The sequence below is a fragment of the Bacillus sp. 11B20 genome, assembly GCF_056098985.1.
In genome coordinates, this window is sequence record NZ_JBLZWZ010000005.1 from 331,216 (window position 1) to 350,694 (window position 19,479).

Below are 19,479 nucleotides of genomic sequence, written 5' to 3' on the forward strand. Positions count from 1 at the left end.
ATTAATATTGATTTGGATCATGCTCCTATACCACATGTTTCTCATGCAGGGCGGCTTTCAGCACTACCTGACATACGAAAAAGTGCTGCCTGAATGGACGAAACAGGGGAAAGAGCTGCCGACCGTCAGCATTCTAATTCCTGCTCATAATGAAGAAGTTGTCATCCGACAAACGCTAAAAGCAATGGTCCAGCTATCCTACCCTAAACATCTCCTTGAAATCATTGTGATTAATGACAATTCCTCTGATGGCACAGGGGACATCGTGAGGTCATTCAGTGAGCAATATGATCATGTCCATATGATTGAAACAAAGCCGCCATTTGCCGGAAAGGGAAAATCCACTGCATTGAATGAAGGCTTAAAGGCTTCAACAGGAGAAGTCATCTGCGTATACGATGCAGATAACATGCCTGAACAAAAGGCTGTCTATCACTTGGTTCTTGGTTTATTGAACGACCCAAAGGCAGGCGCTGTTGTCGGGAAATTCAGGGTCATCAATGCAGCCAAAAATCTCCTGACCAAATTTATTAATATTGAGACCATCTGCTTCCAATGGATGGCGCAGGGCGGAAGATGGAAGTGGTTTGGCATTGCGACAATACCAGGCACCAACTTCGCCATCCGCCGGCACATTTTAGAAGAACTTGGCGGCTGGGATGTTCATGCGCTGGCTGAGGACACCGAATTAACGATTCGTGTCTATAACCTTGGCTATGTCATTCGATTTTTCCCGGCAGCGATCACTTGGGAACAAGAGCCTGAGACGTGGAAAGTCTGGTGGCGGCAAAGAACACGCTGGGCACGAGGCAATCAATATGTTGTACTCAAATTTTTAAAGCAGTTTATGAAGCTGAAACGAAAACGAATGATTTTCGATTTGTTTTATTTCTTCTTTACGTATTTCTTATTTTTCTTCGGTGTCCTGCTCTCAAATGGGATCTTTATCGTGAACCTATTTGTTGACCTTCACTTATCTGTAGGAGCTGTTGCACTGATCCTGTGGGGATTGGCCTTCTTCCTCTTTCTAACAGAAGTGATGATTACATTAAGCATTGAGAAAACAGAGCTCACCAAACAAAATATACTCATTGTGGCGCTCATGTACTTCACTTATTCTCAAGTATGGATTGCGCTAGTCGTGTACTCTTTATTTGTAGAGACAAAGAGCCGTTTATTCAAACAAGAAGTAAAATGGTACAAAACCGAGCGTTACGATCAACAACAAAAGAAAAGCGGGTGACAAATTGAAATCGGTAAAATGGATGATTTTTATATTGGTGATATCCCTTGCCATTCAGCCTTTTTTCATGGCGGGGCAAGCACTGGCGCAATCAAATCGAGTACAAGTGAAAGATGACTGGATTCGCTCATCAAAAGGAAGTCAAACAGAAACGCAAGCATTATCAGAAGATGTAGTGACCTTGTATGGACAAGAAGACCGCACTGAATTTTCCTATCAAATAGAGAAAGAAAAAGTAGAGTCTAGCACCCTTACATTGAATATAGAGGCATCACCATTACTCATTTCGCCATCATCGTTCACAGTCATGATTGATGGAGAGATTGAAAAGACCATTCCCGTATCAGGGAAAAACCAAAAGAAATCGATTCAAATCAAATTGAACAAATCGCAATTGAAAAAAGGTTCTCATCGGATTCAGCTCGCATTTTATGGCGTGTTAAAAGAAGGTGTGTGTATCAACCAAGAGACACCTGCCAATTGGCTGAAAGTATATCCTGAAAGTGAGCTGGATTTCAAAGGAACTCAAACGACAGACGTGACGTTAGACAGCTTCCCTTCACCTTTCATTCAAACAGGTGATCAGAAAGAACAAACAGATATTGTGATTCCAAATTCACCGGAAGCAGCTGAATTAGAAGCGGCTGTGAAAGTATACCGTACGTTGAAAAACAAAGACCGCCAAGCAGACCTCAAAATCGTCCAAGAAAAGGACCTCAAGCAAATCGCGCATCCAACGATTGCTGTTGGAGCGAAAGGAAATTGGGAGGGACGAGTGAAATCGATCGAGCAAGCTGCGAAAATGAAAACAGCAAGCAACCAGCTTACGTTAGCAGTGAGAACACTGACTGGGAAGAAAAAAGAACAGCCCATTTTATTTGTCACTGCTGAACAGCCAAAGACAATTGCTGAAAAAATCAATGTCCTGACTCAACCAGAACTGACCGATCAGCTCACTGGGACAGATTTGCTGCTTCAAAAGGTTACTGCTAAAGCATCAAAACCATCTCATCAAATTCGTTTAAAAGATTTTGGTGGTGATGATGTAACGGTTGGAACCAAAAAGACGGCATCGGATCATTACTATTATCCGAAAGCATTGATCGCTAATCAAAAATCTGGTGCAAAGTTAAATCTATCATTTAAAAAAACTGATACAGCGAACAAAGCGGAACGCTTAACAGTCATGATTAATAATGAACCACACGATGTACCGTTAACAAAACTAGGAAACAAAGATGAGAATGGATTCTATCATGTGTCAATTCCAGTAGATTCACAAGTGCTCCAAAAGAATGAATATATTGATTTGCAATTTGTCACTACAGGCTTTAAAAACATGGAGTCCTGCAGACATACGGATGAAGAAAGCTGGATTTACATTGATAAGAATAGCTCTCTTCAAATACCAGAAGGGACAGCTAGTGATACACCGGATTTAGCTGCATGGCCGCTTCCTTTCACATCAAAAACACAGCAAGGAAAAACATTGATCATCATGCCAAATCAAATCAAGCAAGAAACGATCAATCAAATGGCGATGCTGACAGAATCATTTAGTCAGCCGGAAGCTGCTCAATATCAATTGATCAAAGCTTCAAATGTGACAAATGATCAATTGAAAAATCACTCTCTTATTTTCATCGGGGGCATTCAAACGTTCTCTCTTTTAAAAGAAAAAGCAGACAATCTCATCGTTCCAGTGACAAAGGATCAGTATGATGTATCCTCCTTTGATATGATCAACGAAACGACTGCTCGTATTGTATGGACGCAGCCATCTGTATGGAATAAAGAACAAACAATGACCGTCTTTTCAGGAATGAAAGCAGCTGACGCTGATCTTTCACATGAAGTGCTTCATTTCCTGCAAACAAATACGGAAACGGCAACAGTTGCCATCGAGAGCAAAAACAAAGACATGTTCTCTAATCATCAAACGGTCAGCAGCACAACAAATGATCTCAAAAAAGGTGAAAAGCAAGGCGTCGGTGATTCTTGGATTTATTTTGCATGTATCGCTGTGCTAATTATTTTTGTGGTCGGAATGATTATTTATTTCGTACGAAAAAACCGCAAAAAGACTGATAGATAAACGATCAAAAGACCTTGAAAAAATGTCTTTACTTTGGTGTCAAACGGGAGTATGATCTCTTTTATAAAAGACCAATCGCTGAATCATTTCGATGAGCGGGGGAACCATTAGTGGTGCAGGACACCACGTGGGGTGAATCCTTTTTAGGTAGGGCAAAGTCTCATGCGCCCGAATCCGTCAGCTAACCTCGTAAGCGTTAAAGAGAGCAAAGACCAACCTGTGATCTAAACAATAGACGCAGGGGCATTCTATTGCCTCTGTGTCTTTTTGGCGATCCATCTTTTGTAACTTAAATCGTTTGACACTAAAGGAGCGGGCATCACATGTACAGTTTGATGAAGCGTATTTTAATTGGGAAACCATTAAAATCACAGGCAGCAGGAGAACAAAAACTATCAAAAATCAAAGCGTTGGCATTATTGTCATCAGACGCATTGTCATCTGTTGCATACGGTACAGAACAAATCTTGATTGTTCTTTCAGTCGTTAGTGCAGCAGCATTTTGGTACTCACTCCCGATTGCAGGTTGTGTATTAATTCTTTTAATGGCGTTAATTCTATCTTACCGCCAGATTATTTATGCTTATCCAGAAGGCGGGGGGGCCTATGTCGTCTCTAGCCGAAACTTAGGTGAAAAGCCAGGACTGATCGCTGGCGGATCATTGCTTGTAGATTATATTTTGACTGTAGCAGTGAGCATATCAGCGGGTACCGATGCCATCACATCAGCTTTTCCGGCACTATATCCATATCATGTGCTGATTTCAATTGTATTGGTCATCTTGATTATGGTGCTCAACCTTCGTGGATTGACAGAATCAGCATCTATTTTGGCTTATCCCGTATACTTGTTTGTCATATCACTCCTTATATTAATTGGAGTCGGGGGCTTTAAATTATTAACAGGAGGCGTTCCTCCAGCACCTGAGCATACTGCAATAGGTACACACGTACCTGGCATTACATTATTTCTTTTATTAAAAGCATTTTCGTCTGGCTGTTCTGCACTGACTGGAGTAGAAGCCATTTCAAATACCATTCCATCCTTTAAAAAACCAGCTGCACAAAATGCAGCGAGAACATTATTGATGATGGGTGGCTTACTAGCTGTATTATTTGTTGGCGTGACATTGCTTGCGTTTGGTTTTGGCATCTCACCAAAGCCAGAAGAAACAGTTGTATCACAAATTGCATCAGATACATTTGGACGTACATTTTTCTATTATGTCATTCAGGCTGTCACAGCTTTAATCTTGATATTAGCGGCAAACACCGGCTTCTCCGCCTTTCCTTTATTGGCGGTCAACTTAGCAAAGGATAAATATATGCCGCGCATGTTTACAGTAAGAGGGGATCGTCTCGGTTACTCTAATGGCATTATCTTTTTAGGTGTAGCTTCCATGCTGCTCATTTGGTTGTTTGATGGGAAAACGGAACACCTTATCCCGCTATATGCTGTCGGTGTATTTATTCCATTTACCTTGTCACAGACAGGTATGTGTGTGAAATGGATTCGTGAAAAACCGCAGGGCTGGAAAACGAAAATGCCTATTAATATAGTCGGAGCACTGATTTCCTTCACGGTTCTCATGATTCTTATTTTGACCAAGTTTCATCTTGTATGGCCAGTATTTGTTTTCATGCCAATTGTGCTATTCATCTTTCATTCCATTAAAAAGCATTACTTGTCTGTCGGAGAACAACTGCGTTTAATGAATGAAGCAGAGCCTGTTGAGATTAAAGGGAATGTGGTCATTGTGCCAATTGCCGGTGTAACACGTGTCGTTGAGCAATCTGTTCAATATGCAAAATCCTTATCAGAGCAAGTCATAGCAGTTCATGTATCCTTTGATAAAGAAAAAGATAAGAAAATTGAAGCAGATTGGGAAAAACTGAACAGCGGTGTGCGGCTTGTGATGCTGCATTCGTCTTATCGAAGCCTTATTCATCCGCTCGATAAATTCCTTGAAACGGTTGAGGCAAAAGCAAATGCGCATCAATATAAAGTGATGGTGCTCGTACCTCAATTTATCCCGAAAAAAAGATGGCACACGATCTTGCATAACCAATCTGCCTTTTTATTAAGATTCCGTCTGTTATGGAAGCGGGATATTGTGGTCGCCACCCTTCCATATCATTTTAAAAAGTAGCAGCAAGTTGAAACGTTTGATCAAAAGGGTGCGGTGGTATGGAGTAAGAAAAAAGGAGTTTTCTCACATGCCGCAAAGAACCGCAGGAAAAGAAGTAACAGCGCTACTGGAAGAGTGGGGCGTAAAACATATCTATGGAATGCCCGGCGACAGCATAAACGAATTAATTGAAGAGCTTAGGCATGAATCAAGCCAAATACAATTTATACAAACGAGACATGAAGAAGTGGCGGCACTTTCAGCGGCGGCTGATGCCAAACTAACAGGTAAGCTCGGTGTCTGCTTATCCATCGCTGGCCCGGGTGCTGTTCACTTATTAAATGGACTATACGATGCAAAAGCAGATGGCGCACCCGTTTTAGCAATTGCAGGGCAGGTTGCGTCAACGGAAGTAGGGAGAGACGCCTTTCAAGAAATCAAATTAGAGCGGATGTTTGACGACGTCGCTGTCTTTAATCAGCAGGTACAAACAGCAGAAGCTCTGCCAGATTTATTGAATCAAGCCATTAAAGCAGCTTATACTCACAAAGGTGTGGCAGTTCTCACCGTATCGGATGACTTATTTTCTCAAAAAATTAAGCGCAAGCCTGTTTATACATCTCCTCTTTATGTTGAGGGAGAAGTTCGGCCAAAGAAAGATCAACTGCTAAAGGCAGCACAGCTAATTAACAATGCGAAGAAGCCAGTCATATTAGCAGGTAAAGGATTACGAAATGCAAAAGAAGAGCTTCTTTCATTTGCAGAAAAGGCTGCTGCGCCTATTGTCATCACACTTCCTGCAAAAGGTGTTGTGCCAGACAGGCACCCATATTTTTTAGGAAACCTAGGTCAAATCGGAACGAAGCCAGCATATGAAGCGATGGAAGAGTGTGATCTCTTAATTATGCTTGGAACTTCCTTTCCATATAGAGACTACTTACCAGAGGACACACCTGCCATTCAACTGGATATTAAACCAGATCAAATCGGTAAAAGATATCCGGTAGACGTAGGAATCGTGAGTGACAGCAAGAGTGGTTTGCATGAACTGACCTCCTACATTGAATATAAAGAGCAGCGTGGTTTCCTTGAAGCTTGTACTGAGCATATGATGAAATGGCGAGAAGAAATGGATAAGGAAAAATCCGTTGCCACATCACCGCTTAAACCTCAGCAAGTCATTGCTAGATTAGAAGAAGCAGTAGAAGACGACGCCATTCTTTCTGTTGATGTAGGGAATGTGACCGTATGGATGGCACGCCATTTTGAAATGAAACAGCAGGATTTCATCATCTCCAGCTGGCTTGCCACAATGGGCTGTGGTTTGCCTGGTGCTATCTCTGCTAAGTTAAATGAACCGAATCGCCAAGCGATTGCTGTCTGTGGCGATGGTGGCTTCACAATGGTTATGCAAGACTTTGTGACAGCGGTCAAATATAAACTGCCAATCGTTGTGGTGATTTTAAACAACAACAATCTTGGAATGATTGAATATGAACAACAAGTAAAAGGAAACATCAATTATGGTATAGAGCTAGAAGATATTGATTTTGCTAAGTTTGCAGAAGCATGTGGCGGCAAAGGAATCTCCGTGTCATCACATGAAGAACTAGCTCCAGCCTTTGATACAGCTCTTCAATCAGATAAACCTGTCATTATTGATGTTGCTGTCACCAATGAACCGCCGTTACCTGGAAAAATTACGTACACACAAGCAGCCGGTTTTAGTAAGTACTTACTGAAAAAATTCTTTGAAAAAGGCGAGCTGGATATCCCTCCACTCAAGAAAAGTTTAAAACGCTTTTTCTAAACAAAATGTAGTCGGTCCTCTCAAAAGAGGACTGACTTTTTTGTGATGAAAGGAAAAACATTTCAATTATCACTTGTTTTATTTCCTAATTATTTTTGTAACTTAAAGCCTATTTTTCCAATTCGCTGAGAAAGGTAAAATAGACTTTATGATCAATAATGGAGGGGGTGACTTCTTCTGGGGAAGATACTTGATGCAAAAGCACTAACAAGTGCCATGGACACAAGAGCAAAACACTATCAGGAACTCCGTGAACAAATGGTAGATTTAAAAAAGGCATTACAAGGTGTTGCCAATCTTGGTGACGACTTCACTGGGAAAGGTGCCGATAACATTAAAAGCTTTTATAAAGAGCTCTCCGGAAATGTAGACATGTTTATCAGCTTCATTGATAAGCAAAAAGCCTTTCATGACGGTGTTTCTGGGACACTTGATGATACGAGCTTTGGCGGCGATACCTTTGTAGAAGAACACTTTTTAGACAACGCAGTACATATGGGCATCAAGAATGCCAAAAGCATTGTAAAGGATCAAAAAAAGGCACTCAAAACGATTTTTCAAGACATTGATGATCTCATTTCTCTAGAAGTATTTGATAGTCAAACCTTTGATGAAAAAATAGAAGATGCGGAAGATGAACGAAAAAAGACAGTCAAAGATTTAAGAGAGCTTGATCAAAATTTAAAAGATGAATATGCTTTGTCAGAGACAGAGCAGCAAGCTACAATGGCATTGTACGCTGAAATGATGAATGCGACAAATGATGGAAAAGCGATTTCGCCTATGAATTTTGATAAGAAAGCGTATCAAAATAGCGAAATCTACAAGGCAAAAAGCGATATTGAAAAGCAAACTTCTGAATATCTGAAAATCAAAAAAGAACAAGAAGAAGCCCGCGAGATTGCAAAAGAACAAGAAGCCCTCGCCAACCGTCCTTGGTATGAAAAAGCGCTCGATTACGGTGGAAATATCGTCAATGAACTGACCGGCGTGAACGATGCAAAACGTGCCGCAACAGGCGTTGATCCAATCACGGGCGAGGAACTCACCGCAGGCCAGCGAGTCGCCGCAGGCGGCATGGCAGCAGCAGGCTACATCCCAATCGTCGGCTGGGCAGGCCGCATTTTCAAAGGCGGAAAGGCTGTCTATAAAACCACCCAAGCCACATCAGCCGCAGTAAGAGCAGTCGACATTTACAAGACATCACAAAAATCCTTTGACGCCCTGAAAACATCTCAAAAAGGTTTATATGGCCTCACCGCCACCAACGGCTTCAGCGAAGCAATCACAGGCCGCGATATGTTTGGAAATAAGATCTCGAAAGAACAGCAGGAAGCAAGTATGAATGCGGCGCTAGGAATGCTTTTGCCGTTTGGGGCGAAAGGGTTTCATGGGAAGATGGGGGTTAAAGAGAACACGAAAAGTCGAATTGATTATTTGAGAAATAAATATGGAAAGATCGATTCAAAAGAATTAAATGAAAGAATTAATTTACGCGGAGAAACGGTGAAAGAACTAAATAAATTAAAAGAAACTGGCATTAGCAAGAAGAAAATGGGTCCTGCCTTTGCTGGAGTTTATGATAAGCAGACTGGAAAATATTCGTATGCAATAAATGATTATGATGGAAAGTTACCAGATTTCCATCCCTTAATAAATGCCAAATATGATAGAATGCCAAAAGAGGTTATAGATTCATACACATATACAAAAGGTGCGGGGTCACATGCAGAAGTGATCGCCTTGAATAAGGCCTTAAAGGCTAATCCAGGTGCTAGTTTGGATAATTTTATTTTGAATGTTGTTAGGACAGGTCAGAGTAGAGTGAAACCGGCTGGAATGATGTTTCCAAGGTGTCCTCATTGTGCTTATCTTACAGATGGATCTAAAATTATCACGGAGGTTCCTAAAAATGTTAAATGATATATTGCAAAAAGATTTTATTTTAGAGAATGGCACTGAGTTTGAAGAATGTTTAGAATATGGAGGCCCTTACGAACTAGCAATAGTGGAAATTACCGAGGATGGTAAAGAAGAGCTGTTTACGGGATTAGCATATGATATATATGAAAATGGGAATATTGAGAGTTATTTCTATGTTGAACAAGGAGTTAAACAAGGAAAGTATGTTGAATTCTATTCAAATGGAAATGTTAAGAAAATAGGTCATATGAGTAAAAATGCAGCCGACGGCTATCAAGTTGAGTTTTTTGAAAATGGAAATAAAAAGTATGAATCTGAATGTGTTGCTGGTCGAGAGATGACTTATATAAAGTATGATGAAAGTGGAAATATTGTAGAGAAAAAGGCAGAACCTAATGAATCCGATTTGAAATATGCCGAAAAATTCAACAGCTAATCGTGTGGATCTTATGCATAATGATGAAATAAATGATTTATTAGAAAAATTTAAAAGTGAACAAAAAGCGCTCTTGCCTAAAGTGCAATTGAAAAATAATTTTCAACTTGAGAACATAAGGTTTATTGCAGGTGTAGATGTAGCTTATTTTGATATGCATGGAAAAACGAGCGGTGTTTGTTGTATCGTCGTCTATGATTTGATAGAAAAAAAAATCATAGAAAAAGTGCATAGCCATGGAGAAATAAGGATTCCTTATATAGCAGGTTTTCTTGCTTTTCGTGAAATGCCATTAATTAAAGATGCAGTAAAAAAACTGACGAAACAAGTAGACGTCTATATGTTTGATGGAAATGGTTATTTACATTATAGACACATGGGCATTGCTACACAGGCGTCTTTCTTCTTAAATAAACCTACCATTGGAGTCGCAAAAAGTTATTTGAAAATTAATGGTATAGATTTTACCATGCCCCAAAATAAAACAAATGCATACACAGATATTATTATAAATAACGAAATATATGGAAGAGCGCTCAGAACCAGAGTGAATGTTAAGCCTATTTTTATTTCATGTGGGAATTGGATTGATTTAGATACAACTACAAAAATTATTATGAAACTTGTTGATAAAAACAGTAGATTACCAATACCCGTAAGGTTTGCAGATATTGAGACACATGCTATTCGAAAAGAGTTATTAACAAAAGAATAGGGGAAGTGTAACATAGCACATTTTTTAGCTGTATTGAAAAGGGCTAACGACATTCAATCAAAAAATAAAAGGAGTTATAACCATGCTATGGATTTTCGCACAAAACCAGCAAAGTTTCGTTCATGTCCACGAAGTCTCAGTAACCGGCAAAAAGATTGAAGGAATGATCGCAGGAGGCGATACTTGGGTAAAGACTCTCGGCAAGTATGACTCAAATGATCGAGCGTCAGAGATCCTACAAGACATTGTGAAAACAATTGAAGCCAATCAAGATGCCACCGTGACTTACAGAATGCCAAATCAATAAAAAAGAAACCACCTTTCCATTGCAAAAAGGTGGTTTTTGTTTATGATGGTGTTTTTGTAAAGGCTAAAAATAAAGGGATGCTTGTGCCGACAAGGGTTGTGGCAAATAGGAACATACCACAAATGAATAGAAAATGGCTGGCTGAAAAGACAAGTGCCAGAATGAGAAAAACAATGCTGAGTCCTGCCATGCTATATGATGGGACAAAGCGGCGTTTGTAGGTGGCTTTCTTTGTTAAGAATGAGAAGAAAATACCAAATAATAAAGGGACGATCCATAAGTAAAATAAAATAATAAGAGACATACTTCATACCTCGATTTTTCCTTCTATTTTATCAGATGCTGATCGCAACGGATACCACAAAGCTTCACTTTGTAAAATAATTCATGCAATCGACACAATTAAGTGGATTGATTCATATAATGCGTTTTTTCTTTCATATATTCAGGCTGCAAGAGCGCGTATACACAATGATCCGTAAAGCGATCGCCCAGCCATTCACATTGTCTCAAAATGCCTTCAAGCGAAAAGGATAATCGTTCTGCGATGCGTCTGCTCTTCTGGTTATCAACAGCAGCCCTGATTTCAATGCGGTGCAGTCCACATTCTTCAAATAAATATTGAATGACTGCTTTGCATGCTTTTGTCATGATGCCTTTTCCTTGATAGCCTTCTCCGAGCCAATAGCCAATTGAAACAGTCCTGTTGATCCAATGAATTTGGTGGGTGCCAATAATCCCGACAAGCTCTCCATGTGACCAGATGCCCGCTTGAAAACCGTTGTTCTGCAAGGCTTGCTGCATTGCGCCTTGAATGAACGCCATGCTGTCTTCCTCTGTCTGTGTTGAATCCACCCAAAGCATCCATTCACGTAAATGCTCTCTTGACCGCTGGATGAGCAAATATAGACTTCTTGCGTCTCTTGGCTCAAGCAGCCGCATGGATATCTCTTGATCTTGATAAAAAAACATGTGCCCACATCCTCTCAGGGGAATTTTACCATAACCATATGAAAAGAAAAAGACAGCATCACGACTGTCTTTTACATAAACGTATCTACAATTAAAAAGAGATTGAGTGCGACAACAAGAGCTGCTATCACCCAAGATATTCCTGTCACCCAGCGGGCATTCGTCAATTCGCCCATAATTCGTTTTTTACTTGTAAATAAAATGAGCGGAATTAAAGCAAAGGCAATACCAAATGATAAGACCACCTGACTCATCACAAGTGCTGATGTCGGATTCACCCCAGATGCAATGATCACAATAGGGGGAATCATGGTAATCAGCCGGCGGACATACAGTGGAATGCGGTATTGAATAAAACCCTGCATAATGATATCGCCTGACAATGTACCGACAGAAGAGCTGGATAGTCCGGCTACAAGCAGGCCTACACCAAATAAGATAGCTGATACAGGACCTGCAAGTGTGCTAAAATGCTGGAACGCAACATCCAGATCTTCAACAAAGAGACCATTTTTATAAAATAGAGCGGCTGCCACAATCAACATACTGGCATTGATGGCTCCAGCAACTAACATCGCAATGAGGATATCGAAAAACTCAAAGCGAAAAATCTGTTTTTTCTCCTTTTCTGTTCTGCCGACGACTCTTCTTTGGGTTAATGCTGAATGTAAATAGATCGCGTGCGGCATCACAGTGGCACCTAAAATTCCAGCTGCAAGCAGTACACTATCTGTGCCATCAAATTTTGGAATGAAAAGCCCGCCTACGACACTTGCCATATCTGGCTTGGCGACAAAGGTTTGCACGGCGAAAGCGATCACGACAACGAAGAGCATGCCTGTAATGCCAGCTTCTAATGCGCGATATCCCCGTCTTTGCAATTCTAAAATCGCAAATGATCCAATGGCTGCAATAATAGATGCTTCAAGCAAAGGAATCCGAAAGAGCAAGTATAAACCAAGTGCCGCTCCAATAAACTCAGCTAAATCTGTGGCAATAATGACGAGTTCGCCCTGAATCCATAAACCGATGGATACAGGTTTTGGAAACTCTTCACGTGCGATTTCAGGTAAGTTTTTACCTGTCGCTATTCCAAGCTTTGCAGACAAGGATTGGATGAGCAAAGCCATAAGATTTGATATGAGAATGACCCATAAGAGGAGATATCCATATTTGGAGCCAGCGGCAATGTTGGTGGCAAAATTCCCTGGATCAATATATGCAATGGCAGCGATAAAAGCAGGGCCTAGAAAAGGAAGAAGCCTTCTAAATCCTTTGACCTTTCCTTCAAGTGCACGCTCAGCTGCCGCTGACATGTGTGCTTGTGCCTCGATGTATTTGTTTGTCATATGTCATCACCTAGATTCTACAAAGTTTTGCTTGGGCACAAAAAGTTTCCTTCATGCAATTTTTAATCATCATATGCCCATCTTCATGAAAAGTCAACTATCTGAACTAATAGGTTTGTTTATCATATGTAAGTGAAAAAAATAGATACCTTGTCAACGCGCAACATAAAAAACACCGCCCCTTAGACGGTGTCCCTACTGCTTCCTCTGTTATTCGTTTTTTTAAGATACCCTTGATCCTACGCTGCGGAAGATCAGGCTTAAAATAATGACAAAGATTGCTGCTCCTAAGATCGCTGGAATGATCGCAAAGCCTGCCAAACTAGGACCCCACGTTCCAAGTAATCCATGACCAATCCAAGCGCCTACAAGTCCGGCAATCATTGAACCGATCCATCCTCCTGGTACACTGCCTCCAGCGAGTGCACTCCCAATGAGACCGATGACAATCGCCACAACCAATGAAATTAGAAATCCTAACATGTTGATCACTCCTCTTTTGTTTGTTTATTAAGCAATAACCGTTTTGAAAAAGATTAAAACCTTTCGGAACCGCTTCAATGTTCTATACGTATGATGGACAAGGATTGTGTATAATAACAGACAAATACTTCAGCGGCATCTAAGGAGGCATATGACATGGAGGAAAGAGAATGGCTAAAAGCACAATTAAAGGAGATTGAAAAGTGGGAGAAAGACCAGCAAAAGGTATGGTTTTGGGAGAAACTCAGCCGTCTTCCATTTCAAATGCTGGACAAGCTGACGCCTGCTTTTATTCAGAAAAAAATCGGTGTACTGCTAGACGAAATGGGCCATTACATTCAATCCGGCGGTGCCTATTTGACATCGGAAAAAGGCATCATTCATCAATTTCAAAAGAAGTGTGCCGATGAATCCATTCAGCGCATAGAGGATATTGGAAAGGCCCCAATCGAAATGATGGATGCCATTAGTGAGCATATGGGGAAAAACAGAACAAATCTCGCGACAGTACAAGGAGCGACAACTGGTGTTGGCGGAATGTTTACACTAGCCGCTGATATTCCTGCGGTACTCGGTCTCTCTCTGAAAACATTACAGGATATTGCCGTCACCTATGGCTATGATCCTAAAAACAAAGAGGAGCGGGTCTTCATCATTAAATGCTTGCAGTTGAACTCTGCGGATGTCGTTGGAAAGAAATCGATTCTAAAAGAGCTGAAAAGCTATCATGCATCTGAAGGGAAGCATGAAAACATGATTTCCCAAATCCAAGGGTGGCGTGAGGTTGTCTATAATTACCGAGATTCGTTTGGCTGGAAGAAACTGTTTCAGCTTGTGCCCATCGCTGGGATTTTGTTTGGTGCCGTTTCGAACCGCTCACAATTAAAAGGAATTGCCGAAACAGGCATGATGCAATACCGAAAGCGAAGAATTTTAACAAGATTAGAAGAGCTCACCGAGCAAGAACAGAGTGAGTCCGGCGCATAAAAAAATCCCTTATCAAAGGGATTTTTTTATTTGCTCTCATCCTCTTCCTGATAAGCATGAATAGGTGAGTGTTCATAACGTGCACGAAGTTCGCGGATCTGTTTGATGAGGGTGGAGCCAATCGTTTTTTCGGCTTCGTCATACAAAGGATCAAGGGCTTTCATCCATTTTTGTCTTTCAGCTGGCGTCAATTCATGAATGGCAATCGGCGATTCACGTTTAATGTCCTCCAGCTGATCTTTGTTCATCTGTTCTGCATGCTTTTCATTCCAAGCTGTTGTTTCTTCCATGGCTTCAAGTAAAATTCGTTTCGTTTCGGGTGTCTGTCGGTCAAAGAAGGATTGATCTGTTAAGACCACATAGCCTAAATACCCGTGATTGCTGATCGTCATATAGTCTTGTATATGATAGAATTTTTTTGAATAAATATTTGAAATGGTATTTTCTTCACCGTCTACTTTTTTGGTTTCTAATAGCTGAAACGTTGAATTAAATGATTCCTGATAGGGCTTTGCACCAAGAAGTTTAAATTGTTTTTCAATCATGTCGCTTTGCATAATGCGGAGAGACTGGTTTTTTAAATCAGCCGGCTGTTTGATGGGTCCTTTATTTGAGGTGATTTGCTTAAAGCCATTTGTCCAATAAGCCATTCCCTTTAATCCATCTTTTTGCAGCGTGCCAAACAACCTTTGGCCAATTGCACCGTGCAGGCCTTCTTGAACCGCGTTGTAATTTGAAAAAGCAAAGGGAAGATCAAGTGCCAGCCACTCAGGAGACAGCATGCCGAGCTTCGAGGTAGACGGAGCGATAAATTGAACTTGATTCTCTTTGAGTGCATTAATTTCTTCAATATCAGAATAAAGGCTCCCGTTGGAGAAAATTTGAATGCTGATCTTTCCATCCGATTTTTCGTGCACAAGCTCAGCAAATTTCTTTGCAGCAAGTCCTTTAGGTGTATTGTCTGCCACGACATGACTGAATTTGAACACAAGCTGGTCCTTCAGTCCGGTTTGTTCATCATCAAAGATTGTCGCTGATTTTGGCATCATATGATAAAAGCCAAAGTATAAAGCGGTTACAAAACCGATCATGAGTAATAGCGTATAAGCGAGTAAATTCTTCATGCGTCAGATCCCCCTTATGTCAAGCATACTTGACAGAGGAAGAATTCGTAAAGATACAGGTGAAAAAATGATGAGAAATCGATTGAAATTACAACAATTATCTATTAGATGGAAGCTTACCATCCTCACATATTTCGTTGTCATTTTCGCCCTTTTAATCGGAGGGATTGTCCTTGTTGGGGGAATTCAGCAAACAGAGGAACGGGAGCTTCGAAAGAGACTCATGAACACGGCGAGAACTGTGGCAGAAATGAATGAGGTGAAGCAGGCGTTAGCTGATCAGACAAAGGAACGTGATCGATTACAGCATGCAATCGAAGAAATTCGGATTATTCAAGACGCTGACTATATTGTCGTGATGGATATGGATCATGTGAGATTAACGCATCCAGTAAAAACAAGGATTGGCCAGCGCTCAGAAGGAACAGATGAAGAGCCGGCTTTTGCAGAGCATATTTATTTCTCAGAAGCAGAGGGAGAGCTTGGAACAGCCATCAGAGCTTTTTATCCAGTGAAGGATGATCAATTTAATCAAACAGGGGTTGTGCTTGTAGGAAGAACCCTGCCAAGTATGGCAGATATATTAGGAGAAATGAAGCGAGATATCCTCATGATTCTCCTGCTGACGCTCAGCTTTGGGCTTGTAGGTTCATTTTTGCTCGCCCGCCATATTAAACAGCAAATGTTTAAGCTGGAGCCGCATGAGATTGTTAGAATGCTAGAGGAACGTACTGCAACCTTTCACTCTATTAATGAAGGGGTCATCGCCATTGATAATCAGCACATGATCACCATTTTTAATGAGAAGGCGAAGCAGATTTTTGGCGTGACAGGTGATGTCGTGGGCCAGAATATTTGGGGTGTGCTCTCTGATACACGACTTCCTGAGATCATCGATCGCGCAGAACCCGTCTACAATGAAGAAATTCATATGAGCGGAAAGCGGATCATGAGCAGCCGGATTCCGATTGTGATGAAAAAGAAGATCATCGGAGCGGTCGCCATTTTTCAGGACCGGACGGAAGCGGCAAAATTGGCGGAAGAGCTCACAGGGGTTAAAAACTTTGTGGACGGTTTGCGGGTGCAAAACCATGAACATATGAATAAGCTCCATACGATTGCCGGGCTGATTCAGCTTGGTAAAGCCGATCAGGCGCTCGATCTAGCCTTTCAAACGACAGAGGAGCAGGAACATGTGACGGACTTTCTTCATCGCGTCATTCAGCATGATGCGGTCGCAGGATTATTGATGAGTAAAATCAGAAGGGGCAAGGAGCTTGGCATCAAGGTCGAAGTAGATGAACATAGCAGTCTCCGTCATTTCCCTGAGCGGCTTGATCAGCATGATATGACAAAGCTGCTCGGAAATCTCATTGAGAACGCCTTTGCTTCGTATGATACTGTAGAAAGAGACACAAAAGTCATTTCCATTAGCATCGATCAAACGGAGGATGTCCTCGCGATTTTAATTGAAGACAATGGCTCCGGAATCGAAGAGGAACTAATTCCTTATCTTTTCGATAAAGGCTTCACACACGGCAAAGAGGGCGGAACAGGCTATGGCCTGTATATTGTAAAAACGATTATCGACAAAGGGATGGGAAATGTAGAAGTCACATCAAGCATCGGCATTGGTACCACCTTCTCAATCGAATTCCCAATGACCATAGAGGAGAGAGACAGATGACTCAGATTAAGGTGCTGTTAATTGAAGATGACCCGATGGTGCAAGAAGTGAATAAAGAATTCATTATGAGTGTTCCTGGCTTTCAAGTAGCAGCTGTCGCAGGAAATGGGGAGCAGGGCATCCAGTTGATTAAAGAGACTCGTCCAGATCTCGTGGTACTTGATGTGTATATGCCAAAAAAGGATGGCGTCAAAACGCTGCAAGACATCAGAAAACAGAAGATGCAGGTGGATGTGATTGTGATTTCAGCAGCGAAGGACAAAGAGACCATCGGCATCATGCTTCAAAATGGTGCGCGGGATTATATTATTAAACCATTCAAATTTGAACGAATGAAGGAATCTCTTGAAAGCTATAAGGCGTTTAAATCAAAAATTCGAACCGCTGCAGAATTTTCTCAGGAGATGCTCGATGATATCATACGAAAGCCTGTTGTTAAGCAGGAAGATACTTGGCTTCCTAAAGGGCTGAATGTGCATACGATGAACGAAATTAAAGCGTATATGGGCTTGCAGGAAGGCGCACAGTCTGCGGAGGAAGTTGCCAATGCACTTGGCATTGCCCGTGTCACGGCACGCCGGTATTTAGACTTCCTCGTAAAAGAAGGCGAGCTGAAATTAGATATGCAATATGGCGGGGTAGGACGACCCGTGAATAAATATATCGTACATTCTGACTAAGAGACCAAAAAGACCAAAATGTACGATATGTCCATAAGCTTCACAGTCTTTGATGAAATCGCTATCATTTACCTACAGATAATAGTTAAGCGTTTACATCAAAGGGTGAGGGAGTTGATTTTTTATGAAAAGGCTTTTGAAGAACCTGACATTTCAGGTGATTGCAGCTGTCATCATCGGGATCATTGTCGGGATGGTGTGGCCAAACGTCGGAAAAGAAATGAAGCCGCTTGGTGATACCTTTATCAATGCCGTTAAAATGGTCATTGCACCAATTATTTTCTTAACCATTGTTCTTGGTATTGCCAAGATGGGGGATATGAAAAAGGTTGGAAAAGTTGGGGGGAAAGCATTTATTTATTTTGAAGTCGTCACGACACTTGCTCTGGTCATCGGTCTTTTTGTTGTGAATATCATGAAGCCAGGTGCAGGTCTTGACTATAGCAAGCTTGAAAAAGGGGATGTCTCACAATATACCCAAAATGGCGGACAGGGCATCGACTGGATGGAATTTGTCACACACATCGTGCCATCTAACATGGTAGATGCTTTCGCAAAGGGTGATATTTTACAGGTCTTATTCTTCTCTATTTTATTCGGTGTTGCGCTCGCTGCACTTGGCGAGAAGGGGAAAGGCATCATCGAATGGCTTGATAAGCTTTCACTCGTTTTCTTTAAAATCATTGGATATATCATGCGTGCTGCGCCGCTCGGTGCATTTGGGGCAATGGCCTATACGATCGGACACTTTGGGCTAGCATCGATTAAACCGCTCGCGAGTCTGATGCTCTCCGTTTATATGACGATGTTCATATTCATCTTTGTTGTGCTGAACATCATTTGTAGAATGTATGGTTTTAGTCTGTTCAGTTATCTGCGATTCATCAAGGATGAAATTTTGATTGTTCTTGGCACAAGCTCTTCAGAATCTGTGCTGCCAAGAATGATGGATAAAATGGAACGCTACGGTTGCTCTAAGTCTGTTGTTGGTCTTGTTATTCCAACAGGCTATTCCTTTAATCTAGACGGAACTTCAATCTATTTATCGATGGCCGTCGTCTTCTTGGCGCAAGTGTTTGGTGTAGACCTGTCCATCGGTCAGCAGATCACGATTATCCTTGTTCTGATGCTGACATCAAAGGGAGCTGCTGGGGTGACAGGAAGCGGATTTATCGTGCTTGCATCTACACTTGCAGCACTTCAGGTCATTCCGTTAGAGGGGCTTGCACTGCTACTTGGGGTTGACCGCTTCATGAGCGAAGGAAGAGCCATCACAAACCTCATTGGTAATGGAATCGCAACAATTGTTGTCGCGAAGAGTGAAGGTGAATTTGACGAATCGAAGAGCAAAACAGCACTTCAGGAAATGCGGAATATGAAGCAGGCTGTTTAGTATAAAAACAACCAAAAACCGAAACCTTATGTTCTACATAGGTTCGGTTTTTTCTTGTGTAAAAAATAAAATCAATAAAATGACTACGAATCGTAAGACCTCGTTGACCTTTTATTATATAATTTACAGAAAGATCCGATATAATG

At 41.3% G+C, this 19,479-nt stretch carries 17 protein-coding genes and 1 riboswitch; of the genes, 12 read left to right on the forward strand and 5 right to left on the reverse strand.

Going from position 1 to position 19,479, the window contains the following annotated elements:
• The first annotated feature begins 19 nt into the window (after positions 1 to 19).
• The 8 genes from ACN6NB_RS02250 (at position 20) to ACN6NB_RS02285 (ending at position 10,658) form a co-directional block, all read left to right on the forward strand.
• Positions 20 to 1,243, forward strand: a complete 1,224-nt coding sequence (locus tag ACN6NB_RS02250; protein ID WP_253293333.1) for a glycosyltransferase family 2 protein — start codon at positions 20 to 22, stop codon at positions 1,241 to 1,243.
• Between the two features lie 4 nt (positions 1,244 to 1,247).
• Positions 1,248 to 3,338 (forward strand): cellulose biosynthesis cyclic di-GMP-binding regulatory protein BcsB, encoded by a 2,091-nt coding sequence (locus ACN6NB_RS02255; protein WP_411210574.1) that lies wholly within the window; start codon positions 1,248 to 1,250, stop codon positions 3,336 to 3,338.
• 66 nt (positions 3,339 to 3,404) lie between these two features.
• Positions 3,405 to 3,549: riboswitch (cyclic di-AMP (ydaO/yuaA leader) on the forward strand.
• A gap of 112 nt (positions 3,550 to 3,661) precedes the next feature.
• Entirely contained in the window at positions 3,662 to 5,488 is a 1,827-nt protein-coding gene (locus ACN6NB_RS02260) for an APC family permease (RefSeq protein WP_039176669.1), read from the forward strand.
• 67 nt (positions 5,489 to 5,555) lie between these two features.
• Complete coding sequence (locus ACN6NB_RS02265) at positions 5,556 to 7,277, forward strand: pyruvate oxidase (protein WP_144491742.1); 1,722 nt, start codon at positions 5,556 to 5,558, stop codon at positions 7,275 to 7,277.
• Between the two features lie 216 nt (positions 7,278 to 7,493).
• Positions 7,494 to 9,200, forward strand: a complete 1,707-nt coding sequence (locus tag ACN6NB_RS02270; protein WP_247544591.1) for a T7SS effector LXG polymorphic toxin — start codon at positions 7,494 to 7,496, stop codon at positions 9,198 to 9,200.
• Positions 9,190 to 9,636, forward strand: a complete 447-nt coding sequence (locus tag ACN6NB_RS02275) for a toxin-antitoxin system YwqK family antitoxin (protein WP_041089172.1) — start codon at positions 9,190 to 9,192, stop codon at positions 9,634 to 9,636. Before ACN6NB_RS02270 ends, ACN6NB_RS02275 begins: the two co-directional genes overlap by 11 nt.
• Positions 9,637 to 9,649: 13 nt before the next feature.
• Positions 9,650 to 10,351: an endonuclease V gene (locus ACN6NB_RS02280; RefSeq protein ID WP_144490931.1), complete on the forward strand. Its 702-nt coding sequence runs from the start codon at positions 9,650 to 9,652 to the stop codon at positions 10,349 to 10,351.
• A gap of 82 nt (positions 10,352 to 10,433) precedes the next feature.
• A complete protein-coding gene (locus ACN6NB_RS02285) occupies positions 10,434 to 10,658 on the forward strand; it encodes a hypothetical protein (RefSeq protein ID WP_059376056.1) in 225 nt (74 codons plus the stop codon).
• A 40-nt stretch (positions 10,659 to 10,698) separates the two neighbouring features.
• On the opposite strand, the gene ACN6NB_RS02290 is transcribed toward ACN6NB_RS02285, so the two are convergent.
• The 4 genes from ACN6NB_RS02290 to ACN6NB_RS02305 form a co-directional block, all read right to left on the reverse strand.
• The gene (locus ACN6NB_RS02290; RefSeq protein ID WP_058837367.1) at positions 10,699 to 10,962 is read right to left on the reverse strand and encodes a hypothetical protein; all 264 of its coding nucleotides are present in this window, start codon (positions 10,960 to 10,962) and stop codon (positions 10,699 to 10,701) included.
• Between the two features lie 98 nt (positions 10,963 to 11,060).
• On the reverse strand, positions 11,061 to 11,630 hold the full coding sequence (locus tag ACN6NB_RS02295) for a GNAT family N-acetyltransferase (RefSeq protein WP_064498177.1): 570 nt from the start codon (positions 11,628 to 11,630) through the stop codon (positions 11,061 to 11,063).
• A gap of 71 nt (positions 11,631 to 11,701) precedes the next feature.
• Complete coding sequence (locus ACN6NB_RS02300; protein ID WP_144516568.1) at positions 11,702 to 12,979, reverse strand: Nramp family divalent metal transporter; 1,278 nt, start codon at positions 12,977 to 12,979, stop codon at positions 11,702 to 11,704.
• Between the two features lie 222 nt (positions 12,980 to 13,201).
• The gene (locus ACN6NB_RS02305; RefSeq protein ID WP_039176683.1) at positions 13,202 to 13,462 is read right to left on the reverse strand and encodes a GlsB/YeaQ/YmgE family stress response membrane protein; all 261 of its coding nucleotides are present in this window, start codon (positions 13,460 to 13,462) and stop codon (positions 13,202 to 13,204) included.
• 156 nt (positions 13,463 to 13,618) lie between these two features.
• On the opposite strand from ACN6NB_RS02305, the gene ACN6NB_RS02310 reads away from it, so the two are divergent.
• The gene (locus ACN6NB_RS02310; RefSeq protein WP_041089179.1) at positions 13,619 to 14,449 is read left to right on the forward strand and encodes an EcsC family protein; all 831 of its coding nucleotides are present in this window, start codon (positions 13,619 to 13,621) and stop codon (positions 14,447 to 14,449) included.
• 26 nt (positions 14,450 to 14,475) lie between these two features.
• Here the strand turns inward: ACN6NB_RS02310 and ACN6NB_RS02315 are convergent, their stop codons facing one another.
• Positions 14,476 to 15,573 (reverse strand): TRAP transporter substrate-binding protein, encoded by a 1,098-nt coding sequence (locus tag ACN6NB_RS02315; protein WP_260775319.1) that lies wholly within the window; start codon positions 15,571 to 15,573, stop codon positions 14,476 to 14,478.
• Between the two features lie 67 nt (positions 15,574 to 15,640).
• Here ACN6NB_RS02315 and ACN6NB_RS02320 point away from each other — a divergent pair, with 67 nt between their 5' ends.
• The 3 genes from ACN6NB_RS02320 to dctP all read left to right on the forward strand — a co-directional run bounded on the left by ACN6NB_RS02320 (position 15,641) and on the right by dctP (position 19,333).
• Positions 15,641 to 17,260, forward strand: a complete 1,620-nt coding sequence (locus tag ACN6NB_RS02320) for an ATP-binding protein (RefSeq protein WP_039182991.1) — start codon at positions 15,641 to 15,643, stop codon at positions 17,258 to 17,260.
• The gene (locus ACN6NB_RS02325; RefSeq protein WP_260775320.1) at positions 17,257 to 17,940 is read left to right on the forward strand and encodes a response regulator; all 684 of its coding nucleotides are present in this window, start codon (positions 17,257 to 17,259) and stop codon (positions 17,938 to 17,940) included. Before ACN6NB_RS02320 ends, ACN6NB_RS02325 begins: the two co-directional genes overlap by 4 nt.
• A 124-nt stretch (positions 17,941 to 18,064) precedes the next feature.
• Complete coding sequence (dctP, locus tag ACN6NB_RS02330; RefSeq protein WP_039176689.1) at positions 18,065 to 19,333, forward strand: C4-dicarboxylate transporter DctP; 1,269 nt, start codon at positions 18,065 to 18,067, stop codon at positions 19,331 to 19,333.
• The last annotated feature ends 146 nt before the right edge of the window (positions 19,334 to 19,479 follow it).